The sequence below is a fragment of the Mesoflavibacter zeaxanthinifaciens DSM 18436 genome (genome assembly GCF_000422365.1).
Lineage (GTDB): Bacteria > Bacteroidota > Bacteroidia > Flavobacteriales > Flavobacteriaceae > Mesoflavibacter > Mesoflavibacter zeaxanthinifaciens.
Genome location: NZ_AULQ01000002.1, coordinates 92,128 through 117,272, shown reverse-complemented (window position 1 = coordinate 117,272; position 25,145 = coordinate 92,128). Strand labels below are relative to the sequence as shown.

Sequence of the window (25,145 nt, the reverse complement as noted above, 5' to 3'; positions counted from 1 at the left end):
GATTATTGCTATATTTAAGAAATGAAATTCGGAAAACTTTCTTTACGATTACGCATATTTATAGCAATGATTTCTTTAGTGCTATTAGCTTCTATATTAATAGCATTAGTAGCTGCATATCAATATAGAGAAGAAACACAAGATTACCACAAACAACGTTTAGAACGTAAAGAAACTAGTATAAAACGTCACATAAATTTTGTGATAAGAGAAACGTCTTTTGAGGTTGTTCCCGATAAAATTCCTTTCATTTTTAAAGAAGAAATCTATAAAATAGCAGACGTACATGGGCTTCAAGTTAATCTGTATGATTTAGAAGGTACTTTATTAATTTCGTCTAAAGCAGCATTACCACAAGATGTCAAAGAAAAATGCTTAAATGCAGAGGTACTTAATATTTTAAATTCGACTGTTGATCATAGATATGTGCAAAAACGTGATGTAAAAGGACAAAGTTTTAGGTCGTCTTATACCTACATTACAGATCAAAAATTTAAGCCTTTAGCAATTTTAAATTTACCATATTTAGAAAATGACGATTTTCTATCACGCGAGTTGAATGAGTTTTTTGAGCGTTTAGGATATGCTTATTTACTGATGTTAATCATAGCAGTGTTTTTAGCATTTTTAATTTCAAAATATATTACAAAATCCCTTAAAACAATTAGTGAAAAGATTAAGCAGATTAGACTTGAAAAACGTAATGAAAAAATTGTTATAAAATCGTCTTCTTCTGAAATTGATACACTTGTAAAATCTTACAATAGTATGATTGACGAGTTAGAGGAAAGTGCTGTGAAATTAGCAAGAAGTGAGCGTGAGCAAGCTTGGCGAGAAATGGCAAAACAAGTAGCTCACGAGATTAAAAATCCTTTAACGCCAATGCGTTTGACGGTACAAAGTTTTCAAAGAAAATTTGATCCAAAAGATCCCGATATTATCAAAAAGTTAGATGAGTACAGTAAAACACTTATCCAGCAAATAGACACAATGAGCTCTATAGCAAGTGCATTTTCTAACTTTGCAAAAATGCCTGCACAGCAAAACGAAATGCTTAACGTAGTTAAAATTATAGATTTAGCACTAGATATTTTTAACGAAGATTATATAGAATTTTTACCTGAAAAAGAAGAAATTATTGCCAAGTTTGATCGTACTCAGTTAATACGTGTAGTTACTAACTTGGTTAAAAACGGAATACAAGCCATACCAGACACTAAACAACCAAAAATTGTAGTGCAGGTATTAGATTTAGACACAGAAGTGAAAATTAATATTTCTGATAACGGTGTAGGTATTTCAGAAGAAAATCTCGACAAAGTTTTTGAACCTAAATTTACTACCAAGTCAAGCGGAATGGGACTTGGGTTAGCTATGGTAAAAAATATTGTAGAAACTTATAAAGGAACCATTACCTTTGTAACTCAAGAAAACACAGGAACTACTTTTACGGTTTCATTTCCTAAATAATAAAAACTTTTCTATTATGAATTTTGAAAATATTTTAAGTACATCCAATCAAGGTGTAGCAACAATTACAATTAACAGACCATCAAAGTTAAATGCTTTAAATAAAGCTACAATTGAAGAACTTCATCAAGCTTTTAAAGCGGCAGATCAAGATAAAGATATAAAAGTGATTGTTGTTACAGGTAGCGGCGAAAAGGCTTTTGTTGCTGGTGCAGATATTAGTGAGTTTGCAAATTTTGATGTAGAAAACGGTGGTAAATTAGCAGCAAAAGGACAAGAAATTTTATTTGACTATGTACAAAATTTAAGTACACCAGTAATTGCTGCTGTCAATGGGTTTGCGCTTGGTGGCGGATTAGAATTAGCAATGTCGGCTCATTTTAGAATTGCAAGTGATAATGCAAAAATGGGCTTGCCAGAAGTTAGTTTAGGTGTAATACCTGGTTATGGTGGCACACAACGTTTACCACAACTAATTGGTAAAGGTCGTGCTATGGAAATGATTATGACTGCAGGAATGATAGATGCACAAACTGCGCTAAGTTATGGCTTAGTAAATCATGTGGTGGCGCAAGAAGAATTATTGCCATTAGCCGAAAAAATTGCTGGAAAAATCATGAAAAACTCTAGCGTAGCTATTGGTAAAGCAATAGAAGCAGTTAACTCAAATTACAAAGATGGCGTTAATGGATTTGAAGTAGAAATTGAGCAATTTGGAGCTTGTTTTGGTACCGAAGATTTTAAAGAAGGTACAACTGCGTTTTTAGAAAAAAGAAAAGCAGATTTTCCTGGTAAATAATCTATTAAAATATGATTTTATATAGGTGAGCTAAATATGGCTCACCTTTTTTATATAATATGTTTTGATGAGTGCTATTATTTATTAAAAATTAAAACATAAACATGATATTGTTTTGTAATTTTACAGAAATTATAAAATATGTTGAATGATTCGATAAAAAAAGGACGTGGCGCGCAGCAAAACATAAACAATCGTTTTTTTGAATTATCTCACGAAGTAAGAGACGATTTTTTAGAATATTGTGAAAAAGAAGGTGAGGTAGCAGACAATAACAAAACACAATATTTAGAAGTCTATCCAAAAACCATTGTAAATAAAGTAAATTCTCCAGATGTTGGTATGTCATATTCTATGAATTTGTATCAAGGTTGCGAGCATGGATGTATTTATTGTTACGCAAGAAATAGTCACGAATATTGGGGCTACAGCGCAGGTTTAGATTTTGAAAGACGTATTCTGGTAAAAAAAAATGCGCCACAACTTTTAGAAGATTTTTTAAAGAAGAAATCATGGAAAGCACATCCAATTGTTATGTCTGGCAATACAGATTGCTACCAACCAGCCGAAAAGCAATTCGAAATAACCAGAAAATGTTTAGAGCTATTTTTAAAATATAAACATCCAGTCTCAATAATTACTAAAAATGCGTTGATTTTAAGAGATTTAGATCTTTTAAAAGCATTGCAAAAAGACCAGTTAATTAGTGTAAATATTTCAATTACATCTTTATCAGAACAGACAAGGCGTATACTAGAGCCAAGAACAGCTACCATAAAAAAACGACTTGAAACCGTAAAAATTTTAAGCGAAAATAATATACCTGTTAATGTCATGTTAGCGCCAATAATACCATCTATAAACAGTCATGAAATTTTACCATTAGCAAAAGCAGTAAGTGAAGCTGGAGCATTAAGTATTGCGCATACCATAGTAAGGCTTAACGGTGCAATTGGGCAAGTATTTACAGATTGGATACAGAAAAAAATACCAGATAGAGCAGAAAAAGTACTTAATCAAATTAAAGACTGTCACAACGGAAATTTAAACGATTCTAGATTTGCAACACGTATGAAAGGTGAAGGTAATATTGCAAAACAAGTTTCAGATTTAATGCAACTGGCTAAACTTAAATATTTTAAAGATAAAGCAATGCCAACATTAAACACAAACCAACACGAAAGTTGTAAAGACGGACAATTAAAGTTATTTTAAACTACTTCTCACCATGCCACTCAGCATAAAACTGCTTTAAAAAATCGACCATGTAGTTGTGTCTTTCTTCAGCAATTTTACGACCAGTTTTGGTGTTCATCTTGTCTTTTAACAATAATAATTTTTCGTAAAAATGATTTATAGTTGGTGCAGTAGATTTTTTGTATTCGTCTTTTGTAAGGTTTAAATTAGGTTTAATATCTGGATTGTAAAGTGCTCTATTTTTAAATCCACCATAATTAAATGTACGTGCAATACCAATAGCACCAAGCGCATCTAACCGATCTGCGTCTTGTATCACTTCTAATTCTTTAGATTTAAATGCAGAAGCATTATCTATATTAGAACTAAAAGACACGTTTTCAATAATTTTAATAACGTGATTAATTACTTCAGTAGAGACGTTTTGTTTCATTAAAAACTCTCCAGCTATTTTTGGTCCAATAGTATCGTCACCATTATTAAATTTACTGTCTGCAATGTCGTGTAATAAAGCGCCAAGTGCAACAGCTAATTCGTCTACCGTTTCACCTTTACTAATCAGTAACGCATTGTTGTAAACACGCTCTGTATGAAACCAATCGTGTCCACCTTCGGCATCTTTTAAAGTCGTTTTTACAAAGGTTTTAGTAGCTTCAATAATTTGATTATTTTTCAAAAGTGATGGCGTTTTTAATGGTGTTTTCTGTAGTCTCTAAAAGTGTTTGTGTATCGTAATCACTAATTTTTAAAGGTTTATGTACTGTATATTTTAAGCGATAACCAATACCCATAGGAAATTTTCCGTAAATCAATGTTTTCCAAGAATTATTTATCGTAACAGGAAAAATATAAGCATTAGGCGCATGCTCGATTAAAGTAGCTAAACCACGTGTCTGAAACGGTTTTGGTTGTCCATCACGACTACGCGTTCCTTCAGGAAAAATAACTACGCTTCTATTATTTTTTTCAATGTAAGCAGCCATTTCTTTAATCTTGCTAAGTGCTTGTTTGGCATCTTTACGATCTATTAAAACTGATCCACCATGACGTAAATTATAAGATACACTTGGTAAACCTTTACCTAATTCTTTTTTGCTAATAAACTTAACATGAAACTTGCGCATAAACCATATTATTGGTGGTATATCATTCATGCTTTGGTGATTAGCCACAATAATTACAGGAACATTTTTAGGTAAATCGCTTGGCACTTTAAACTGATAGCTACAGCCTAAAAAATGTAAGCAACGTGTCAAGCAAAAATTAAGATAATCTACACTTTTTTTATGTGCTTGATATCCAAACACATTAAAACAAAACCATTGTATTGGATGAAAAACAAGTAAGCTTAATCCAAAGAATAGGAAGTAAATACAAGTTAACGGATAAGCCAAAAGTTTTCTCATTAGTAGTGATTTTTTAAGTTTCAAAAATAAAAAAACCACGATAAAAAATCGTGGCTTTTAAATAATACTTTAATCCTGTTAAGGCTTAGCAATGCTCGTTGTAAGCATCCATAAGGTTTTGTGCAATAAGTTCTGCAGGTCTACCTTCAATATGATGTCTTTCTAACATGTGTACTAATTCGCCATTTTTAAAAAGCGCCATACTTGGTGAGCTTGGAGGAAACGGTACCATGTGCTGTCTAGCAACATCAGTAGCTTCTTTATCAACACCAGCAAAAACCGTAACCGCATGATCAGGTTTTTTAGGATTGTTTAAACTCATTTTTGCTCCTGGACGTGCGTTAGCAGCAGCACAACCACAAACCGAATTTACAACTACTAACGTTGTACCTTCTTTTGCTAATGCAGCCTTTACCGCTTCAGGTGTATGTAATTCTTCAAAACCAACGTTTGTTAAGTCTTCGCGCATTGGTTTTACTAATTCTGCTGGATACATATTTATGTAATTTTTGTATTTATAAATCTATTCTTTGCAAAGATAAGCAAAAACCATGCAAAATTTATTTTGGCGTTACCTTATAACACTTATGGTGTCATAAGGTCAGGCTATCGGCAGTCGCCCTTTGCAAGGCGCTCCAACAAAGCCTCTATCCTTAACGCAGTTACCAGCCAAAACCAGTAACAAAACCAATAAAAAGTATACTTACAAAGTATTATATTTACAACAAAAACAAATTAATGAGTGCATTAAAATGGATTGGTGCCACTTTAGGTTGGTCTTTAGGCGGACCAATTGGTGCAATAATAGGGTTAGCTTTAGGTAGTTTAGGAGACGCATTAGCAGATGGTAAAGGAACGTTGTTAGGCGACGGACAACCAAAACAACAAAGACCAAGATACAGAACACGACCAGATTACCGTACACAGCAACAAAAAAGAGCACAAACCACTTCAGGAGATTTTGAAGTAAGTTTATTAATCTTAGCTTCTGTAGTGATAAAAGCAGACGGTAGTCAAGACCAACGCGAGCTTGATTATGTTCGTATGAAGTTTGTAGAAATGTATGGCAAAGACAGAGCCAACAAAGCATTTAGATTATTCAAACAAATTAATAATCAACATATTAATACGCGTCAGGTTTGTTTGCAGATCAAAACTATGATGGATCATGCAGCACGATTACAACTACTTCATTTTTTATTTGGTATCGCACAAGCAGATGAGATTGTTGTAGATGAAGAAGAGCGTCAAATCTATACCATTGCAGGTTATTTAGGAATAAGCAGTCGTGATTATAATAGCATTAAAGCCATGTTTTATAATCAATCTGACAATGCTTATAAAATTTTAGAAATAGATAAAGCAGCAACTGTAGACCAAATAAAACGTGCGTATCGTAAAATGGTGATGAAATATCATCCAGATCGTGTAGAGCATCTTGGCGAAGAACACAAACAAGGCGCAGAAGCGAAGTTTAGACAAGTACAAAAAGCTTACGAACAGTTACAGAAAGAACGTGGGTTTTAATTTGTCTTCCTGTGATTAATATAGAAGTCAACTTTTCAATTGTTTTAATATGAAATATAGCATTGCTCTTTTATTTTTTATTTGGAGTGTTTCAAGTAAAGCGCAGGATATTTCTGGCGTTTACCTTTTGCATACAAATTCTGAGAAATTTGAATTAAAGCGCACCTTAACGTTACATCAAGACGGAACTTTCAGCTTTCATAATTATAAAAGAGATGAAAACGGAATACCTAAAGAAACTAACACTTACGGTAAAGGACATTGGAAAATAGATAAAAAGGTTGTTTCTTTTTCATCTTCATCTTTAGACGGTACTTTCACTTTAGATTTTAATGAAACTAAAGCAAGATACATATCTAAATCACCAAGAGATACATCGGATAGAGTTATTAAAACAGCCTTACGTTTTTATCAATCTAACTTGTTTTGGGTAAAAGGTATGACTCTAGAAAAACAATAGAGTTACTTTAAAGTATAACGCATCCCAAAAAAGACTCTAATTCCTTGGTTTGGTGCATAGACATAAGAAGGATCAAAGGTTAATGCATAAGGGTTATCTGGTGTTGCAACAACATTACCACTATTATCAAATTGAACATTTTCGTCAAAAGGATCTTTTGCTCTAGCAATGATAAAAGGGTTGCCTTTATTTGGTGTCCAGTCTAGTAAGTTTTTTACGCCACCATAAATGTCAAGGTTTTTAAACTTATCGTAGCTTAATTGTATGTTTTGTATGCTCCAAGTAGGCGAGTAGTCTTGTCTTGGATCTAAATCCCCTAAAGTTGGTAAACGCATTGGTCCATAAACATTACCCGTATAATCAATGGTTAAATGCGTTGGATAATGTTTGTAGGATATTCCCCAAGTTCCTGTAAAACGTTCGGTTAAAATTTGTCGTGTCTTTATGTTGTTTTCAGTTTGTGTGACATCTTGTACTGTCGCACCAATATTCGCTTTAAAACCTGTTGCAAAAATAGCGTCAAAGTTTAAGCTTAACCCTTTAGATACAGAATGTCCATCTAAATTGTCGTATATAATTTGATTAGGATTAGTATCGTAATCTGGTAAAATAGCATTAGTAAAATAAGTATACCAAGCCGAAGCATCTAAAGTGAAAATCATACCTTTTTTAGTGTAAAATTTCTTTAGATAGTTAAGGTTAATATTGTACGATTGTTCTGGATCTAATGTTTCTTCAATTATTACATCTCTTGCACCAGTTAGTGCAGCATGATCTTCGGTAAAAAGGTTTACAACTCTAAAACCTGTTCCTGCATTTAGTCTAATAATATCGTCTTCAGTTGGTTTGTATTTGTAAGCAATACGAGGTGTTAGGATTGATCCATGTCGGTTATCATAATCATATCGTAATCCTAATAATAAATTTTGTTTATCGTTTAGCTTAACTTCATCTTGAACAAAAAGAGAAGGTATAGTAACTTCATCTGCATTTATAGTTGCAGTTGTATTATCGTTATAATAGTTGTATCGTAACGCTGCACCAAATAATAAATCGTGATTTCTTAAAGGTTTATCCCAAACCAATTGCGTAAAACCTATTCGTTGTTTTGCTAAGTATGGCGTATCTCCATACACTGAGTTTTGATCATGATCAGAATATGAAAATTGCAAATTAATATGCTCATTAACAGGTAATTGGTACTTACCTAAAATTTCAAATCGGCTAGTGTAAATGCTTTCGCCATAAACTTCGTTTCCACCACGAAAATTTTTATTCCATTGTAATTCTCCTCCCCAACGATCTTCATAAAAATAACGTCCAGCAATAGAAAATATGCGGTTATCTTGTCGTTTAAAATCCCATTTATTAAATATTGAAATTCGATCTTGAAGCGTTAAATCGGTAAAATTATCGTTGTTATTATCTATTGGATTATCATATTTAAAGTAGTTAGTTCCAAACAGCAACGTTGCTTTTTCACCAACTTTAGCCTTAAAACCAGCGTCAACATTAAGTTCGCCCCAAGAATTTATAAAACTATCTGCAAAAACCGTTGGCGCATTCTCTGGACTTTTTGTGATAATATTTATTAATCCACCAACTGCTTCGCTACCGTACAAAGAAGATGCAGGACCTTTAACAATTTCGACTTGTTCTATTAAAGAATTTGGAATACCAGATAAGCCATAAACAGTAGATAAACCACTAACTATGGGCATACCATCTATCATTACTAAGGTGTACGGACCTTCAAGTCCGTTAATGTGTATATCGCCAGTATTACACACATTACAATTAAGTTGAGGTCTTACACCGTTTACGTTTTGCAACGCTTCAAAAATATTTGGAGTTGGGTTTTTTTTGAAAAATGTTGGTGTATACACTTCTACTGGAACAGCACTTTCTAATCGGTTTACAGCTTTTAATGTTCCAGAAACAACGACTTCATCTAAAGATTGGTCATTTATAAGTTGAAATGATAGGTTTTTGAAGTTTTTATCAACTATAATTTCTTTCTTTTCAGTTTCAAAACCAACGTAAGATGCAACAATTGTATAATTACCACTTGCGATGTTTTTAATTTCAAAATAACCGTTTTCATTAGTTGTAGTCCCAATTTTGGTATTTTCTAAATATACGTTAGCGTAAGGTATAGTTTGATTTTCTGAAGAAACTGTGCCAGAAATTGTATATGTATTTTGCGCAACACATATTACTGAAAATAGAGATATTAAGAGCGAAACTAACTTCATTATTTAATTATTTTTATGCAAATATAAACATATTTTTAGGCTTGTCTAAAAATATGTTTTTGAATATATTAAATTTGTATCTTTGTTTATCTAAAAATGAACTAGTGACTTTATCTGAAGAGAATTATTTAAAAGCAATTTATCATCTTGGTAAGCATGGAACTACTGCGGTAAGTACCAATGCAATTGCAGAGCAAATGGAGACCAAAGCGTCTTCTGTAACCGATATGGTTAAAAAATTAGCCGAAAAAGACTTGGTTAATTACGTAAAATATCAAGGTGTTAGCCTAACCAAAGATGGTAAAATTGTAGCGACTTCAATTATTAGAAAACATAGACTTTGGGAAGTGTTTTTAGTGCAAAAGCTAAATTTTACTTGGGACGAAGTACATGATGTAGCAGAACAATTAGAACATATTAAATCTGATAAATTAGTTAATCAATTGGATGCGTTTTTAGAGTTTCCTACGCATGATCCACATGGAGATCCTATTCCGGATAAAAACGGAAATATGGTTACTAGAGAAAAAACAATTTTATCTAAAGTAAGCATTAACAGTGTTGGTGTTTGTGTTGGTGTAAACGATTCTTCATCAGATTTTTTAAAATATCTAAGTAAGCATAACATAGCCTTAGGAACATCTATAGAAGTGGTTGGAAAAGAAAAGTTTGACGACTCTATGACTATAAAAATTGAAGACAAAACACTTCAAATTTCTAAATTAATTTCAAATAATATTTACATAAAACTAGTATAAAATGGATAGCATTATTCAATATTTTGAAAGTATAGATCCTATATTAGGTGCATTGTACGCCTCATTATTCACATGGATTTTAACAGCATCTGGTGCTGCACTAGTATTTTTATTTAAAGGAATGAATAGAGCCTTGCTAGACGGTATGCTTGGTTTTACTGGCGGTGTTATGGTTGCAGCCAGTTTTTGGAGCTTATTAGCACCAGGAATAGAAATGAGTCCAGGCGAAGGATTTGTAAAAGTCATTCCTGCTGCAGTAGGATTTGCTTTAGGCGCACTTTTTATTTTTGGATTAGATAAAGTATTACCGCATTTACACATCAATTTTAAAGAAAGCGAAAAAGAAGGCGTAAAATCTCCTTGGCATAGAACAACCTTATTAGTATTAGCAATTGCACTACATAACATACCAGAAGGTTTAGCAGTTGGTGTGCTTTTTGGAGGTGTTGCTGCAGGAATACCAGAAGCTAGTATTGGTGGCGCTGTTGCTTTGGCATTGGGAATTGGAATACAGAATTTCCCAGAAGGTTTAGCTGTTTCTATGCCATTAAGACGTCAAGGCGTAAGTAAATTTAAAAGCTTTTGGTATGGACAAATGAGTGCAATAGTCGAGCCTATTTTTGCAGTTATTGGTGCTGTTGCAGTCACCTTTTTTATTCCAATTTTACCTTATGCATTAGCTTTTGCTGCAGGTGCTATGATTTTTGTAGTTGTTGAAGAAGTCGTGCCAGAAACCCAACGAGATAAATATACAGACATAGCCACACTTGGATTTATTGGTGGATTTATAGTCATGATGACCTTGGATGTGGCTTTAGGTTAGAGCTAATTACATCCACAATTATCGGTTCCGCAAGCTTTTTTCGATTTCTTTTTGTAGAAGAATTTTTTGATTAAAAATGAAAGCGCTAAACCAAAGGTTAAAAAAACTAATATGTTTTGAAAAGTGTTCATTTTATTTTAAAAATTGAAATGCCATTAAAGCAGTAATATAAGCAATTGAGGTCATAATTACAAGCTGTAAAATTGGCCATTTCCAGCTGTTTGTTTCTCGTTTTACAATTGCCAACGTACTCATACATTGCATTGCAAACGCATAGAATAATAATAAAGAAATACCAGATGCAAAATTAAATAAAGGTCCGCCAAGTATTGGATTTACTTCTCCTGCCATTCGGTTTTTTATAGTGTCTTCATCATCATTACCAACGCTATAAATAGTTGCTAATGTACCAACAAAGACCTCGCGAGCAGCAAAACTACTTACAATTGCAATGCCTATTTTCCAGTCGTAACCTAAAGGTCTAATAGCAGGCTCTATTGCATGTCCTGCAATACCAATAAAGGAATGTTCTAATTTTTGAGCAGCTATTTTTTGGCTTAATTCGTCTTCACTTAAATTTTGTGACGCGTATTCGGTTTTAATAATTTCTTCTGCATTATTAAAGTTTTCACCAGGACCATAGGATGCTAAAACCCAAAGTATAATAGAGATCGCTAAAATAATTTTACCAGCACCAAAAACAAACGACTTTGTTTTTTCTAATACCGTTAAGCCAACATTTTTAAACAATGGTAATTTGTAGTTTGGCATTTCTACCACAAAAAAGGTTTTACTTTTAATTTTAAGCACTTTATTTAAAATGTATGCCGAAATAATTGCAGTACCAAAACCTAGTAAATACAACAGCATTAAGGTTAATGCTTGGTAACTTAATCCTAAAAATCGTCCTTCTGGAATTACTAAAGAAATGATAATTAAATAGACAGGCAGTCTAGCCGAACACGTTGTAAAAGGTGTTACTAAAATGGTGATTAGACGTTCTTTCCAACTTTCTATATTACGCGTAGCCATAATTGCAGGAATGGCACATGCAGTTCCAGAAATTAAAGGGACAACACTTTTACCGCTTAATCCAAATCGTCTCATTATACGATCCATTAAGAAAACAACACGACTCATGTAACCACTTTCTTCTAGTATAGCTATGAAGAGAAATAAAAATGCTATTTGTGGTATAAAAATGACAATTCCGCCAAGTCCAGATATTATTCCTTCTGCTAATAAATTAGTAAATGCGCCTTCTGGTAATGTGTTTTTAACCCAATCACTAAGATTAGCAAAAGCATTATCAATAAAATCCATAGGAACTGAAGACCAGTCGTAGATAGCTTGAAAAATTAGAAGTAAAATGATAAAAAAGATGGCGTATCCCCAAACTTTATGGGTTAAAATACGGTCAAATTTTGTGCGCAAATCTTTAGCTTGACTAACATCTATGGTTTGTCCAACTTTTAAGGTATTGTTTATAAATTGATAGCGCTTAATAGTTTCTTTTTGCTGTAGTCGTTTTAAATCGCTTTTAGATTTGGTTTTAAAACTAGCAATAGCTTCAATTTCATTTCTATCTGTTTTACCAAAGTTAACATCTTGTGTAATTACCAACCAAAGTTTATAAAGTAGTTGGTTAGGAAAGGCTTTACGTAGTTTGTTAAAATAATCTGGATCAATCTCAGATGCGTGTAAACACGGTTCTGTAGACAATTCTCTAAAATTAGAAATTAAATCTTTTAAACCTTCGATACCTTGTTTTTTTCTTGTACTTATTAAGGCAATTTTAGTGTTTAGCTCTTGTTCTAAATAAGGAATATCTAAAGAAATACCTTTGTAACTCATTCTGTCTGCCATATTAATAACAAGAATGGTTGGAATTTCTAAATCTTTTATTTGTGTGAAAAGTAAAAGGTTACGTTTTAAATTTTCTACATCACTTACTACGACAGCAACATCAGGAAAATCTTTATCGTTTTTATTTAAAAGAAGCTCTATAACTACATTTTCGTCTAACGAAGATGCATTAAGACTATAAGTTCCTGGTAAATCAATGATGTGCGCTTTAACGCCTCTTGGTAATTTACAGATACCTTCTTTTTTTTCTACAGTAATTCCTGGATAGTTTCCAACTTTTTGATTTAAACCTGTTAAGGCATTAAAAACAGAAGTTTTACCAGTATTAGGGTTACCTATTAAAGCGACATTTATTTGCTTACTCATACAGTTTCTTTTTCAATTAAAATATGAATAGCAGTTTCTTTTCTAATTGCCAGATGACTACCGTTAATGTTTAAATACATTGGATCTGCAAAAGGCGCTAATTGAACCAACTGAACACTATTACCGGGCAAACATCCCATTTCTAGAAGTTTTAGAGGTATATGTTTTGAAGAAACATCTATTATAGTTGCTATTTCTCCTTTTTTTAATGTGTCTAGTGTATTGTTCAAGCTTATTTAGATTGATTTTAAAGAAGCAAAAGTAATGGAAAATTTTAGCCTAAAAAAATTGAAAGCTAAAAACTAATCTTCATATTCTTTTTTTAAAGTTTTTAAATCTTGTAAAAGACGTTTAATTTCATCTTTTTTGGTACCATCGTAATAGCCTCTTATTTGTCTCTTTTTGTCTATTAGCATAAAATTTTCGGTGTGTACCATGCCATAATCGTCTGGCATTCCATCGTCTTTAACAGCTAAATAACTTTTTCTGGCTAATCGGTAAATTTCGCCTTTATCTCCGGTAACTAAATTCCATTTACTATCAATAACACCTTTTTTAATGGCGTAGCGTTTTAGCTGTGCAACACTATCAATTTTTGGTGTAACAGAGTGAGAAAGCAGCATAACTTCATCATCATTTTTAATTTCTTTTTGAATATCTACCATGTTATCTGTCATAATGGGACAAATGGTTTGGCAGGTTGTAAAAAAGAAATCGGCAACGTAAATTTTATCTTTATAAGTATCTTGGGTAATTGTATCTCCGTTTTGGTTGATTAAACTAAAATCTGCTATTTTATGATATTTTATTTTATGTTGAATGGTGCTATCAACCAATTCAGTACTTACATCTGCAGGTTGATAAATAGGTAAAGGTTTGTCTACCTTCAAAATGTTGTAAAAAATTGAAATAATTATAATTGAAATGATTCCAAAAACAATAGCAAATCTTTTATAAGCTTTAAAAAAGTTAAGCATACCAAGTTAATTTAAATTCGGAATACAAAAATACGAGTAAAAAGAGGATTAACTACATGATATAGCTCATAAAATTTGTTAATTATACTTAAGCATAAGGTATTAAGTTTTTTATACTAAGCTTAAATACTTACTTTTGCCGACTACTATTGAATAACAATACTAAATGGAATTTATCATAAAAATTGGACAGTTTTTATTAAGTCTGTCATTACTAATTGTCTTACATGAATTAGGACATTTTATCCCTGCAAAAGCATTTAAAACCAGAGTCGAAAAGTTTTATCTTTTTTTTGATGTAAAATACTCTCTTTTTAAGAAGAAAATAGGCGAAACGGTTTACGGTATAGGATGGTTACCATTAGGAGGCTATGTAAAAATCTCTGGTATGATCGACGAAAGTATGGATACAGAGCAAATGGCGCAAGAACCACAACCTTGGGAGTTTAGGTCTAAACCAGCATGGCAACGCTTAATAATAATGTTAGGTGGTGTTTTTGTAAATTTCTTACTAGCATTAGTTATTTATATTGTAGCATCTTTTGTGTACGGAGATACAGATATTTCTGCTTCAAGTTTAAAAGATGGGTTTGTAATAGAAAATCCAATTTTAACTAAAATAGGTTTTAAGACAGGAGATAAAATTACTAAGGTAGATGGAGAGCCTGTAACATATGAATCTGATATTAGACGAAATATTATTGGAGCTAATAATGTTACTATAAAAAGAGGAGAAGAAGAAAAAACAATAGAATTACCCATAGATTTTTTAGGACAATTATCTTCAAGTGATGATAGATCTTTATTTGATTTGCGTCAACCTTTTATAGTTGAAAAGGTAATGGATACCTCTTTAAATAAATCTGTTGATCTACAAAAAGGAGATGTTTTTAAATCAATTAATGGTAAACCAGCAGAATACTTTGATCAAGTAGCTCCGATTTTAGAAGATACAAAAGGACAAATTATTAATGTAACTATACAAAGAGGTAATACTACAATTAATAGAGATTTAAAAGTTGATCAGTATGCTAAACTTGATCTTGTAACAATAAGAAGTTTAAAAACCTTTGAAGAATTAGGTTATTTAAAAATTATAACAAAAAATTATTCTTTTGGAGAAAGTTTTGGCGTTGGATTTAAAAAATTTACCAGTCAAATTACCTCATATTTTGGGCAATTAAAAGCAATTTTTAATCCTAAAACAGGAGCATATAAAGGTGTTGGTGGTTTTAAAGCCATTTACGATATATTTCCAAGTACTTGGAGCTGGCAAGCCTTTTGGGGATTAACCGCATTTTTATCTATAATGTTAGGTGTTTTAAATTTATTGCCTATACCGGCATTAGATGGTGGTCATGTAATGTTTTTATTATATGAAATGATATCTGGACGTAAGCCTGGAGAGAAGTTTTTAGAAAAAGCTCAAATGGTTGGTTTCTTCATTTTAATAGCTTTAGTGCTGTTTGCAAATGGTAATGATATAGTAAAAGCAATTTTTAATTAAATTTTTTAAAATTATTATTTGTAGTATTTAAAAAAACATATATATTTGCGCTCGCAACAGCGAAAATAAACACTCCTCCTTAGCTCAGTTGGTTAGAGCATCTGACTGTTAATCAGAGGGTCCTTGGTTCGAGCCCAAGAGGGGGAGCAAAAATTAACCCGATACATTCTAGTATCGGGTTTTTTTGTGGTAATTTATTAATATTTTCTTACTTAAAGAGGGATTTGTTAAAGACCAAGTTTATTGGCTATAAAATGTCCAACAGATTTACCTTGATCTAAACCATTATCAATAGCAGCCCTATAATGAATACCTCCATAAAGTCTACTTAAAGCTGCTTCTGCTGATGCGTCATAAAAAGATTTAAAATTTCTTGACGGTAAACCGTAAGGGATTTCTGAAGTATCGTTAAAAGCAAAGTTGTCACCAAATAGTTTGGTCAAAACAACCGATGCCGATCCAGAAACTACTGAATGACCACTAACATACTCCGGAAAAGGTGGTGTTTGTAAAATAGGTAACCAATCTGGATCAATGTGTTGGTTTATTACTGTTTCTGGACGAATAAGGTTACTTCTATATTTTTCGTCCCAACAACTAATAAAAGCATCTGCTATTGCGATAGATGTTTTTGTATATGTGTTTACTGTCTCCTCAAAACTAGACTTTGTTTTTTTAGAGGCAATTTGAGAAATTAAAATCCAATGTGCGCCTGGAGATATTTTTTTTGTAGCAAACATAAAATGACCTCTAGTTACAGATACGAAAGGATTACAGTCCCAAAACTGTGCAATTTCAATTTCTTCAGTATTATCTCCCTTTTTTGTTATTTCTTGACTTACATTATAAACTTCTAATACTTCTTGATAAAATTTTGAATCTTTTTTAAGTGAAAACTCTGGAGGAGGAATAGGTTTAAATTGTGACGCAGAGTCTAATATAAAAGGTCTTATTTTGTTCCAATGTGGTTCTACTCCATCCATATAACTAGGTGGTGTTGGTTGCCATCTTGATGGGTCTTCCATATCTACAGTAAACTTTGGCATAGTCCTAGTCTCCTTGTAATTATCTTTATTCATCCACTCAGTGATATGACCAATTACTTTATCAGAATAGTTTTTTGTAATAGTAAATTCTTCTTTGTTAATTTTTTTCCACTCTGTGTACAAGCTATCTTTATAATGATCTAATTTATCTTCAGAAAAAATTAGTTTTTTACTAATTTCAAGATGAGCTATTAGTGCTGCTAATTTTAAGTTAACACCTTCTGTAGTGTTAACCTTTGGTATTGTTGTAAATTGATTAAGCTTTTTATCTAAAGTTAAAAGTTTAGGGTTGTCTTGTGCTAAAATTTCATAAGCAGCAATATTTGGATACACAAAAACTCTACTTGCTACAGGAGGAGAAAAGATATCATGTATCATAATATCTATTATTTTATTTACAGAAGCATGGTATTGTTCTGGTGTAATAATTATCTGTTTGTTGCTTTTTGTTTTACAGCTACATAAGAATAAAGTTAAGCTAACTGTTATTAAAATTTTCAGAGAATATTTCATTAAAATGGCTATTTAATTTTTAGCGTTAAGCAAAATAAATGAAATATATGTTTCTTACAATTTTTATTAAAAAAATTGTTTTATTGCTGACTTTTTTGTGTTTATTTGATTTTAAATAAAAATGTTAACATTTTTATTGCGGTTATATAATTAGTGAGAAATTTTTGATTGTTATAACAAAATAAAAAAGCTTCTTGAATTTACTCAAGAAGCTTTTTATTGTCTCTGTAAAATATTATAAAGTATTAAAGAGTTTTATTACTTTAATTGATTAACTAGTCTTATTTTTTTCTTTAAGATTAGTTAGCATCTCTTTTGTAATAGCATCTAGATCAAACTTATGTTTCCAATTCCAATCTTGTTGTGCTTCAGTGTCGTCTATACTACTTGGCCAAGTATCTGCAATTGATTGTCTAAAATCAGGTTGGTAAGATATCTTGAAATTTGGAATTTCCTTTCTTATAGAATTAGCAATTTCATCTGGAGTAAAACTAATTCCCGCTAGGTTATAAGAGGATCTGATTTTTACATCTTCTTCTTTAGCTGTCATTAATTTAACTGTTGCATCAATAGCATCATTCATGTACATCATTGGTAGTGCTGTTTTTTCACTTAAAAAGCATTCATAAGATTCTTTTTTTAATGCTTCATGATAGATTTCTACAGCATAATCTGTTGTGCCGCCTCCAGGTAAGGTCTTCCAACTTATCAAACCTGGATATCTTAAACTTCTTACATCTACATTATACTTTTCGTGATAATATTCGCACCAACGTTCTCCTACTTGTTTTGTAATACCATAAACAGTTGTTGGTTCCATTACGGTTCTTTGTGGAGTGTTATTTTTAGGAGTAGTAGGTCCAAAAACGGCAATACTTGAAGGCCAAAAGATTTTTTTTATGGCTTTGCCTTTTGCAAGATTTAAAACATGAAAAAGAGATTGCATATTTAAATCCCAAGCTTTCATAGGGTATTTTTCTCCTGTTGCACTTAAAATTGCAGCCATTAAGTAAACGGTATCTATGTTGTGTTTTTCGCAACAAATTTTAAGTGATGCATAATCCATAGCATCAATAATTTCAAAAGTACCAGAATTAACTAACTCTACGTTATTGTAATTAATATCACTAGCAATAACGTTTTTATTGCCATAAATTTCTCTCAGTTTATAAGTTAGCTCAGATCCTATTTGGCCACAAGCCCCGATAATTAATATTTTTTCGCTCATTTATTAAAGGATTATGCAAATTTCAGCTCAAAAGTAAGAACAATTTTAAAGATATTTCAATAAATAAATGCTAAAAGTTAGAATAAAAGATTAGTTAAAAATTAAGGTTTAAAACTAGTATCTTATATATTTGTTTTAAGATATATTTTAAGTTATGAAACATCTATTTATCATCTTGCTTTTGTGTGCTTTATCTTTTAGTTGTAAAGATAAAACAGATCAATCTTTAGTCGCAGAACAAAGTCAACAATCTGACTCTTTAAATATAAAAAAAGAAGATATTAATAAAATAAATTATGTAGATATTGGGTTGGACGCCAAAACAAATTCAATTATGCCTACATGGCAAGCTTATCAAACTTTATCGGATGCTGTTCAAAGTTTAAAGCTAGCAGATTATTCTTTTTTTAATACAGATATTGAAGTTTTTTCAACAGCCATAAAAGATTTAGAACAGACTATTCCACCAAGTATTAAAACACAGTCTATAGAAGCAAGAGTTTTAGCTTTTAAAACAAAATTGTTAAATCTAAAAGATGTAAATAGCCTTGATTTTATAGATAAAAAGGATATTCTTTTTGCAACAAAAGAAGTTTTTGTTGCTTTTTCTAACCTTAACTTACAGATTAATAAAAAGCTAGAAAAAGATAGTCAAAATATAGAAAGACCTTATTAGTTATGAAAAATTATGCTCTAATATTTTTGATGTTAATGTCATGCACATTACTAAGCCAAAACGATACTAAAATAAAAAAATCAATTTATAAAACAATAGATGCTTGGCATGAAGCAGCTGCAAATGCAGACTTTGATTCTTATTTTAAATTAATGACAGAAGATGCTGTATTTATTGGTACAGACGCTACTGAAAATTGGCATTTAGAAGAATTTAAAGAGTTTTCTAAACCTTATTTTGATAAAGGAAAGGCTTGGAGTTTTACTTCTTTAGAACGTAACATTTATTTAGATAGTAACAAAAATCTAGCTTGGTTTGACGAAATTTTAGATACGCAAATGGGACTATGCAGAGGATCTGGTGTTGTTGTATTAACTGAAAATGGATGGAAAATAAAGCATTATGTTTTATCTATTACAATTCCAAACCCAAAAGTTAAAAATGTCGTAAATATCAAAAAAGACACAGATAGTTTGTTAAAGCAAAAGCTTAAACTAAAAACCGAATAAAAAATCGTTTTTTGGATTTTAGCTTATTTTTTTATCTGTTTGTCAGGTTTTTAAATAAAATCTTATATTTTTGTTTTAAAAATAAGTTAAATGAAAAGAGTATTACTTTTTGTATTTACATTATTACTTTCAGTTTCTATCCAAGCACAATTTAACGAAAGCGCTCCTTGGATGAAAATGTTAAATACATCCAACAGGTCAAGTGACAATCCTTTAAAATTTCAACAAATTGTAGATGCTTTCAATAATTATTGGTTAACACACGATAAAAATCAAAAGGGCAGTGGATATAAACCATTTAAAAGATGGGAAGCGTATTGGTCTAACTTTGTAAAAGAAGACGGGACTTTACCTACTTCGGAAGAATTATGGGATACCTATCAATTAGTACTAAATCAGTCTCAAAACTTACGTAGTAGTAATGTACTAATAGATGAAAGTAATTGGATGCCAATAGGCCCATTTACACACACCAATACAGGTTCTTGGTCTTCTGGTCAAGGACGAGTTAATGTTATCGTTAAAGATCCAAATAATCCATCAATATTTTATGTAGGAGCACCTGCTGGAGGTATATGGAAATCTACAGATGCTGGTTTAACATGGAATACAACAACCGATAATTTACCTCAAATAGGTGTTTCAGGAATTGCGGTAGATGTCAATAATTCTAATATTATTTACATAGCAACAGGAGATGATGATGCAGGAGATTCTTACAGTGTTGGTGTTATGAAGTCTACAGATGGTGGTCAAACATGGAATACTACAGGTTTAAATCCTGCTAACTCACCAAGCTCTATGAATGACATATACATGCACCCATCTAACTCTAATATCTTATGGGTAGCAACTAATAGTGGTGTTTTTAAAACTACAGATGCTGGTGTGACTTGGTCTAATCAAAACTCTTTAGGAGGAAGTAATGGTACAGCTGGATTAAATATTAAAGACATAAAAATACATCCAACAAACCCAGACATTATTTATGCAGCTTCTAGTAGCAGAATTTATAAATCAACTAATGGCGGAGAAAGCTTTAGTTTAGTTTCAAGTGGCTTACCTAATAACGGCGTTTCTAGATATGTAATAGATGTAACGCCTGCTAATCCTAATGTTGTCTATGCGTTAGCAGCAGATAATTCGTATAACTTTTTAGGGTTATATAAATCATCAGATTCTGCTAATTCTTTCACAAACGTAGCTTCATCTCTTACTGTCGGAGATATATTTGAATCTCCACAAGCATGGTATGATATGGCAATGACTGTATCAGATACTAATGAAAACGAAGTGTATACTGGAGTACTTAATATCTGGAAAACTACAGATAGTGGAGCAACTTTTACAAAAATAAATAATTGGAGTTCTCCTTTTTCTAGTTCTTATACGCATGCAGATATTCATTTTCTAAGATTTTTTGACGGAGAATTGTTTGCAGGAACAGATGGAGGTTTTTATAAATCAAGTAACGGTGGTACTAGTTTTACAGACCTTACTGCAGGTATGCAAATAAGTCAGTTTTACCGTATATCTGTATCAAAACAATCTTCAAGTAAGATGGTTGGAGGTTTGCAAGATAATGGTGGACACGCTTTTTCTAATGGACAATGGCAAAACTATTATGGTGCAGATGGTATGGATACTGCAATAGACCCTAATAATTCTAACTTATATTATGGTTTTACACAAAATGGAGGAGGATTGTATTATTCTACAAACGCAGGTGCTTCACTAACAGGTAATGTAAGTGCTCCTGCAGGAGAAAGTGGTAACTGGATAACTCCTTTAACAATGAGTGCTAATGGCGAATTATTTTCAGGTTATAATAGCCTTTACAAATTACAAGGTGGAAGTTGGGTAGCAGTTTCTCCTTCTTTTGGAACTAATATAGATGTTTTAGAAATAGACGAAATTAATCCTAATAATATTTACGTAGGTACTAATTCTTCATTATATAAAAGTATAGATAATGGTGTAACATTTAATTTTACCTATTCGTTTTCTTCAAATATTACTTCTATAGAAGTTAATAATACAGATAACAATATTATTTATGTTACAACATCTGGTGTTGCAGGTCAAGTTTATAAATCTGTAGATGGAGGGATTAATTTTACAAGTATCTCAACAGGTTTACCAAATGTGACAAAAAACAGCATTAAACATCAGGCATTACATACTAAAAATCCTTTGTTTTTAGGAACTAGCTTAGGTGTATACAGGTATGATGATGATACTTTAATGTGGGAATTATTTAATAATAATTTACCAAACGTATCTGTAAGAGATATAGAAATTAATCTAATAGATAATAACATTACAGCAGCAACATATGGAAGAGGTATTTGGCAATCAAGTATTCCTTATGAGTTACCTCAGGATGACGTTAAATTAGTTTCGGTTTCTGGAATAGGACAAACAATTGAATGTAACGCAAATTTAGCACCACAAGTAGAGCTTTTTAATAACGGACAAAATACGATTACATCTATCGACTTAACTTATAATATAGATGGCACACCTAATATGTTTACTTGGACCGGTACATTAGCATCAGAAACTTCTGTAACGGTAACTTTACCTTCATTTTCATTATCAAAAGGAACACATTCATTTAACGTATCATCTACAATAAATAATGATGCTTTTGCCGAAAATAATAACTCAGAAACTTCATACATAAAAGCAAACGCGTCTGGAGCAACACTTGTAGTTAATACTTTTGAAACACCTGAAGAAGCATTATTAGTTTATGACGAAGGTACTACAAATCAATACTGGCAAAGAGGTTTAGCAAATGGCACAACCTTAAATAGCACTGTAAACAATACAAATGTATATGGTACAAATTTATCAGGTAATTATGCAGATAATACTAAAAGTTATTTAGTATCAGAATGTTTTGACTTAACAACAGTGTCATTACCAACGTTAGAATTTGATATGGCTTTTGATTTAGAACAAGATTGGGATATTGTATATGTAGAATACTCTTTAGATCAAGGCACAACGTGGAGTTTGCTTGGATCAAGTACAGATGTAAACTGGTATAATAATGGACTAACATCAGGAGAAAACGGAACTTGTTATAATTGTCCAGGAGGACAGTGGACTGGTGTAAATACAACTATGACACACTATACTTATAATTTATCTGCGTTTGGTACAGAGACAAACTTTATGTACAGATTTGTATTTCATTCAGATCAAATTATTAATGAAGAAGGCGTGATTATAGATAACCCAATTATATCTGGTGCAGCTTTAAGTACAGAAACTTTTAATAGTGAAACATTTAAAGTTTATCCAAACCCTTCTACAGGTATATTTAATTTAAAGACTGATAGCGCTCAGCAATTAAATATATCAGTAATAGATATAACAGGTAAAGAAATACTTAATCAACAAAACGTAAATATTCAAGACAATAATTACAAAATAGATTTAAGTGATTATTCTTCAGGTATTTATGTTTTAAGTATTAAAACTTCAACAACAACAACAATTAAAAAGTTAATCGTTAAATAAAAGTTAATATAAACTTAAAAAAAGCGCCTTTCAAACTTATGTCAGGCGCTTTTTTTATATCTTGAGTCGCGTAATAACTAACATAGTCAATACTTATAACAATGAAATTCAACTTTAAAAATTTAGCATTATTGAGTGCTTTAGGCGGTGTTTTTCTTCTTGGTTGTAAAGAAGAAAAAAAAGCTGAAGAGATGGAAACAGCTCAAGTAGAAGTTTTGCCTGGTATAAATACAGAGTATATGGATACTTCTGTAAAGCCTAGCGAAGACTTTTTTAGATTCGTAAACGGAAAGTGGTTAGACACTAACGAAATTCCTGCAGATAGAACAGTATGGGGTAGTTTTAACGAGTTAAGAAAAAAAACAGACGAAGACGCTTTAGCAATCTTAAAAGAAGCTATGTCTAATGATAAGGACTTAAAAGGTATCCAAGTTGTACCAGGTTCAGATCAAGAAAAGGCAGTGTTTTACTACCAAACTATTATGGATACTGTAGGTCGTAATAAAGCAGGTTTAGAGCCAGTAAAACCATATTTAGCTAAAGTAGAAGCAATAAATAACATTGAAGACTTACAAAACTATATGATAAAGATGGAGCCAGCTGGCGGCGGTGGTTTATATGGTGTAGGTGTAGGTGCAGATCCTAAAGATAGTGACCGTAATGTAGCTTATTTAGGTGGTGGTAGTACAGGTTTACCAGACAGAGATTATTATGTAAAAGATGATGCAGATTCTAAAGAAAAAAGAGAAAAGTATGTAGCACACATTACTAGAATGTTACAGTTTTTAGGAGACTCAGAAGAAGAAGCAAAAGAACAAGCAGAACAAATTTTAGCTTTTGAGACGCGTCTTGAAGAAGCTAAAATGGATAAAGTAGATAGACGTGATGCTCGTAAACGTTACAATCCAAGATCTATAGAGCAAGTACAAGAAATGGTTCCAGAAGTAGACTGGAAAAAATTCTTTGCTGGTGTAGGCTTAAAAGATTTAGATACCGTAATTGTTGGTGATTTAGGTTATTTTAAAAGATTACACGAAGTATTAGCAGATAATAATGTAGATAACTGGAAAGCCTACTTAAAATGGAACACATTTAGAAGTGCTGCAGGCTATTTAAGTACAGATATTGAAACTGCTAATTGGGAGTTTTATGGAAAAGAACTTAACGGTGCAAAAGCACAGAGACCAAGAGAAGAGCGTGCTTTAGCAGCTTTAAACGGAACTTTAGGAGAAGCTTTAGGTAAATTATATGTAGATAAAAAGTTTCCGCCAGAAGCTAAAGAAAAAGCAGAGAAAATGATTAAAAACGTAATTCTTGCTTTTGAAAAACGTATAGAAAAGCTTGACTGGATGAGTCCAGAAACAAAACAAAAAGCTATCGAAAAACTAAAAGCGACTAAAGTTAAAATTGCGTATCCAGACAAATGGAAAGATTATTCTGATTTAGAAGTTAAAAGTGTAGAAGAAGGCGGATCTTACTTACAAAACTCTTTAAACGCTAGAGTTTGGAACTTTAATGAAGACATCAATAAATTAGACAAACCAGTTGATAAGTCAGAGTGGTACATGGCACCTCAAATTGTAAATGCATATTTCAATCCATCTTATAACGAGATTGTTTTTCCAGCAGCTATTTTACAACCACCTTTCTATAATTTTAATGCAGATGATGCTGTAAATTACGGTGGAATAGGTGCAGTAATTGGTCATGAAATCTCTCATAGTTTTGACGATTCTGGTGCGCGTTACGATAAAGATGGAAACCTTAACAATTGGTGGACAGACGAAGATTTAAAACAATTTGAAGCTTTAGGTGAAGACCTTGCAAATCAATATTCTGAAATTGAAGTGTTACCAGAAACAAAAATCAACGGTAAGTTTACTTTAGGTGAAAACATTGGAGATTTAGGAGGTGTTTTAGCGGCTTACGATGCTTTACAATTAAGCTATGAGCAAAACGGTAGACCAGAAGAAACTATTGATGGATTTACACCAGAACAACGTTTCTTTATGAGTTGGGCAACAGTATGGCGTACAAAAATGCGTGACGATGCTTTAAAAACAAGAATTAAAACAGATCCACACTCACCAGGAATGACAAGAGCTGTACAACCTTTACTTAATGTAGATGCTTTTTACAAAGCTTTTGATATTAAAGAAGGAGATAAAATGTACATTGCTCCAGAAGACCGAGTTAGAATTTGGTAATCGATAAAGATTTATAAATAAAAA

Annotated in this window: 21 protein-coding genes and 1 tRNA gene; 13 read left to right on the top strand and 9 right to left on the bottom strand. The window is 31.9% G+C overall.

Going from position 1 to position 25,145, the window contains the following annotated elements:
• The first annotated feature begins 21 nt into the window (after positions 1 to 21).
• The 3 genes from H574_RS0103320 (at position 22) to H574_RS0103310 (ending at position 3,484) form a co-directional block, all read left to right on the top strand.
• Positions 22 to 1,470, top strand: a complete 1,449-nt coding sequence (locus tag H574_RS0103320) for a sensor histidine kinase (protein WP_027879199.1) — start codon at positions 22 to 24, stop codon at positions 1,468 to 1,470.
• Between the two features lie 16 nt (positions 1,471 to 1,486).
• Positions 1,487 to 2,269: an enoyl-CoA hydratase/isomerase family protein gene (locus tag H574_RS0103315; protein WP_027879198.1), complete on the top strand. Its 783-nt coding sequence runs from the start codon at positions 1,487 to 1,489 to the stop codon at positions 2,267 to 2,269.
• Between the two features lie 141 nt (positions 2,270 to 2,410).
• A complete protein-coding gene (locus tag H574_RS0103310) occupies positions 2,411 to 3,484 on the top strand; it encodes a PA0069 family radical SAM protein (protein WP_027879197.1) in 1,074 nt (357 codons plus the stop codon).
• A gap of 1 nt (position 3,485) precedes the next feature.
• On the opposite strand, the gene H574_RS0103305 is transcribed toward H574_RS0103310, so the two are convergent.
• From H574_RS0103305 to H574_RS0103295, 3 genes are all read right to left on the bottom strand, one after another.
• Positions 3,486 to 4,142 carry an HD domain-containing protein gene (locus H574_RS0103305; RefSeq protein WP_027879196.1) on the bottom strand — a complete coding sequence of 219 codons (657 nt, stop codon included), beginning with the start codon at positions 4,140 to 4,142 and terminating at the stop codon, positions 3,486 to 3,488.
• On the bottom strand, positions 4,132 to 4,872 hold the full coding sequence (locus tag H574_RS0103300) for a lysophospholipid acyltransferase family protein (RefSeq protein ID WP_027879195.1): 741 nt from the start codon (positions 4,870 to 4,872) through the stop codon (positions 4,132 to 4,134). Before H574_RS0103300 ends, H574_RS0103305 begins: the two co-directional genes overlap by 11 nt.
• 85 nt (positions 4,873 to 4,957) lie before the next feature.
• A complete protein-coding gene (locus H574_RS0103295; RefSeq protein ID WP_027879194.1) occupies positions 4,958 to 5,368 on the bottom strand; it encodes a BrxA/BrxB family bacilliredoxin in 411 nt (136 codons plus the stop codon).
• A 242-nt stretch (positions 5,369 to 5,610) separates the two neighbouring features.
• Between H574_RS0103295 and H574_RS0103290 the strand changes: the two genes are divergently transcribed.
• Both H574_RS0103290 and H574_RS0103285 read left to right on the top strand, forming a co-directional pair.
• The gene (locus tag H574_RS0103290) at positions 5,611 to 6,399 is read left to right on the top strand and encodes a TerB family tellurite resistance protein (protein WP_027879193.1); all 789 of its coding nucleotides are present in this window, start codon (positions 5,611 to 5,613) and stop codon (positions 6,397 to 6,399) included.
• A 49-nt stretch (positions 6,400 to 6,448) separates the two neighbouring features.
• Positions 6,449 to 6,859: a hypothetical protein gene (locus tag H574_RS0103285; protein WP_027879192.1), complete on the top strand. Its 411-nt coding sequence runs from the start codon at positions 6,449 to 6,451 to the stop codon at positions 6,857 to 6,859.
• A gap of 2 nt (positions 6,860 to 6,861) precedes the next feature.
• On the opposite strand, the gene H574_RS0103280 is transcribed toward H574_RS0103285, so the two are convergent.
• Positions 6,862 to 9,114 carry a TonB-dependent receptor gene (locus tag H574_RS0103280; protein ID WP_027879191.1) on the bottom strand — a complete coding sequence of 751 codons (2,253 nt, stop codon included), beginning with the start codon at positions 9,112 to 9,114 and terminating at the stop codon, positions 6,862 to 6,864.
• 104 nt (positions 9,115 to 9,218) lie between these two features.
• On the opposite strand from H574_RS0103280, the gene H574_RS0103275 reads away from it, so the two are divergent.
• Both H574_RS0103275 and H574_RS0103270 read left to right on the top strand, forming a co-directional pair.
• Positions 9,219 to 9,872, top strand: a complete 654-nt coding sequence (locus H574_RS0103275; protein WP_027879190.1) for a metal-dependent transcriptional regulator — start codon at positions 9,219 to 9,221, stop codon at positions 9,870 to 9,872.
• 1 nt (position 9,873) lies between these two features.
• On the top strand, positions 9,874 to 10,695 hold the full coding sequence (locus tag H574_RS0103270) for a ZIP family metal transporter (RefSeq protein ID WP_027879189.1): 822 nt from the start codon (positions 9,874 to 9,876) through the stop codon (positions 10,693 to 10,695).
• A gap of 132 nt (positions 10,696 to 10,827) precedes the next feature.
• On the opposite strand, the gene feoB is transcribed toward H574_RS0103270, so the two are convergent.
• The 3 genes from feoB to H574_RS0103255 all read right to left on the bottom strand — a co-directional run bounded on the left by feoB (position 10,828) and on the right by H574_RS0103255 (position 13,904).
• The gene (gene feoB / locus H574_RS0103265) at positions 10,828 to 12,927 is read right to left on the bottom strand and encodes a ferrous iron transport protein B (RefSeq protein WP_027879188.1); all 2,100 of its coding nucleotides are present in this window, start codon (positions 12,925 to 12,927) and stop codon (positions 10,828 to 10,830) included.
• Complete coding sequence (locus H574_RS0103260) at positions 12,924 to 13,157, bottom strand: FeoA family protein (RefSeq protein ID WP_027879187.1); 234 nt, start codon at positions 13,155 to 13,157, stop codon at positions 12,924 to 12,926. The genes feoB and H574_RS0103260 overlap by 4 nt, the downstream gene beginning before the upstream one ends.
• A 72-nt stretch (positions 13,158 to 13,229) precedes the next feature.
• Entirely contained in the window at positions 13,230 to 13,904 is a 675-nt protein-coding gene (locus H574_RS0103255) for an SCO family protein (RefSeq protein ID WP_027879186.1), read from the bottom strand.
• Positions 13,905 to 14,070: 166 nt separating this feature from the next.
• On the opposite strand from H574_RS0103255, the gene rseP reads away from it, so the two are divergent.
• Both rseP and H574_RS0103245 read left to right on the top strand, forming a co-directional pair.
• Entirely contained in the window at positions 14,071 to 15,411 is a 1,341-nt protein-coding gene (gene rseP, locus H574_RS0103250) for an RIP metalloprotease RseP (RefSeq protein WP_027879185.1), read from the top strand.
• Between the two features lie 73 nt (positions 15,412 to 15,484).
• Positions 15,485 to 15,558: transfer RNA gene (locus H574_RS0103245), tRNA-Asn, on the top strand.
• Between the two features lie 80 nt (positions 15,559 to 15,638).
• On the opposite strand, the gene H574_RS0103240 is transcribed toward H574_RS0103245, so the two are convergent.
• Positions 15,639 to 16,970 (bottom strand): vanadium-dependent haloperoxidase, encoded by a 1,332-nt coding sequence (locus tag H574_RS0103240; RefSeq protein WP_027879184.1) that lies wholly within the window; start codon positions 16,968 to 16,970, stop codon positions 15,639 to 15,641.
• Positions 16,971 to 17,241: 271 nt separating this feature from the next.
• Positions 17,242 to 18,198: an NAD-dependent epimerase/dehydratase family protein gene (locus H574_RS0103235; RefSeq protein WP_027879183.1), complete on the bottom strand. Its 957-nt coding sequence runs from the start codon at positions 18,196 to 18,198 to the stop codon at positions 17,242 to 17,244.
• Between the two features lie 154 nt (positions 18,199 to 18,352).
• Here H574_RS0103235 and H574_RS0103230 point away from each other — a divergent pair, with 154 nt between their 5' ends.
• The 4 genes from H574_RS0103230 to H574_RS0103210 all read left to right on the top strand — a co-directional run bounded on the left by H574_RS0103230 (position 18,353) and on the right by H574_RS0103210 (position 25,121).
• The gene (locus H574_RS0103230; RefSeq protein ID WP_027879182.1) at positions 18,353 to 18,874 is read left to right on the top strand and encodes a hypothetical protein; all 522 of its coding nucleotides are present in this window, start codon (positions 18,353 to 18,355) and stop codon (positions 18,872 to 18,874) included.
• Between the two features lie 35 nt (positions 18,875 to 18,909).
• Positions 18,910 to 19,383 (top strand): nuclear transport factor 2 family protein, encoded by a 474-nt coding sequence (locus H574_RS0103225; RefSeq protein WP_240471246.1) that lies wholly within the window; start codon positions 18,910 to 18,912, stop codon positions 19,381 to 19,383.
• 90 nt (positions 19,384 to 19,473) lie between these two features.
• Positions 19,474 to 22,914, top strand: a complete 3,441-nt coding sequence (locus H574_RS0103220) for a T9SS type A sorting domain-containing protein (RefSeq protein ID WP_027879180.1) — start codon at positions 19,474 to 19,476, stop codon at positions 22,912 to 22,914.
• 101 nt (positions 22,915 to 23,015) lie between these two features.
• A complete protein-coding gene (locus H574_RS0103210) occupies positions 23,016 to 25,121 on the top strand; it encodes a M13 family metallopeptidase (protein WP_027879179.1) in 2,106 nt (701 codons plus the stop codon).
• Positions 25,122 to 25,145 lie beyond the last annotated feature (24 nt).

Coding starts and splice junctions, on each gene's coding strand:
- rseP (WP_027879185.1), top strand. CDS start 14,071: ATGGAATTTATCATAAAAATTGGACAGTTTTTATTAAGTCTGTCATTA.
- H574_RS0103315 (WP_027879198.1), top strand. CDS start 1,487: ATGAATTTTGAAAATATTTTAAGTACATCCAATCAAGGTGTAGCAACA.
- H574_RS0103285 (WP_027879192.1), top strand. CDS start 6,449: ATGAAATATAGCATTGCTCTTTTATTTTTTATTTGGAGTGTTTCAAGT.
- H574_RS0103255 (WP_027879186.1), bottom strand. CDS start 13,904: ATGCTTAACTTTTTTAAAGCTTATAAAAGATTTGCTATTGTTTTTGGA.
- H574_RS0103270 (WP_027879189.1), top strand. CDS start 9,874: ATGGATAGCATTATTCAATATTTTGAAAGTATAGATCCTATATTAGGT.
- H574_RS0103235 (WP_027879183.1), bottom strand. CDS start 18,198: ATGAGCGAAAAAATATTAATTATCGGGGCTTGTGGCCAAATAGGATCT.
- H574_RS0103225 (WP_240471246.1), top strand. CDS start 18,910: ATGTCATGCACATTACTAAGCCAAAACGATACTAAAATAAAAAAATCA.
- feoB (WP_027879188.1), bottom strand. CDS start 12,927: ATGAGTAAGCAAATAAATGTCGCTTTAATAGGTAACCCTAATACTGGT.
- H574_RS0103300 (WP_027879195.1), bottom strand. CDS start 4,872: ATGAGAAAACTTTTGGCTTATCCGTTAACTTGTATTTACTTCCTATTC.
- H574_RS0103280 (WP_027879191.1), bottom strand. CDS start 9,114: ATGAAGTTAGTTTCGCTCTTAATATCTCTATTTTCAGTAATATGTGTT.
- H574_RS0103290 (WP_027879193.1), top strand. CDS start 5,611: ATGAGTGCATTAAAATGGATTGGTGCCACTTTAGGTTGGTCTTTAGGC.
- H574_RS0103220 (WP_027879180.1), top strand. CDS start 19,474: ATGAAAAGAGTATTACTTTTTGTATTTACATTATTACTTTCAGTTTCT.
- H574_RS0103295 (WP_027879194.1), bottom strand. CDS start 5,368: ATGTATCCAGCAGAATTAGTAAAACCAATGCGCGAAGACTTAACAAAC.
- H574_RS0103240 (WP_027879184.1), bottom strand. CDS start 16,970: ATGAAATATTCTCTGAAAATTTTAATAACAGTTAGCTTAACTTTATTC.
- H574_RS0103230 (WP_027879182.1), top strand. CDS start 18,353: ATGAAACATCTATTTATCATCTTGCTTTTGTGTGCTTTATCTTTTAGT.
- H574_RS0103310 (WP_027879197.1), top strand. CDS start 2,411: ATGTTGAATGATTCGATAAAAAAAGGACGTGGCGCGCAGCAAAACATA.
- H574_RS0103210 (WP_027879179.1), top strand. CDS start 23,016: ATGAAATTCAACTTTAAAAATTTAGCATTATTGAGTGCTTTAGGCGGT.
- H574_RS0103320 (WP_027879199.1), top strand. CDS start 22: ATGAAATTCGGAAAACTTTCTTTACGATTACGCATATTTATAGCAATG.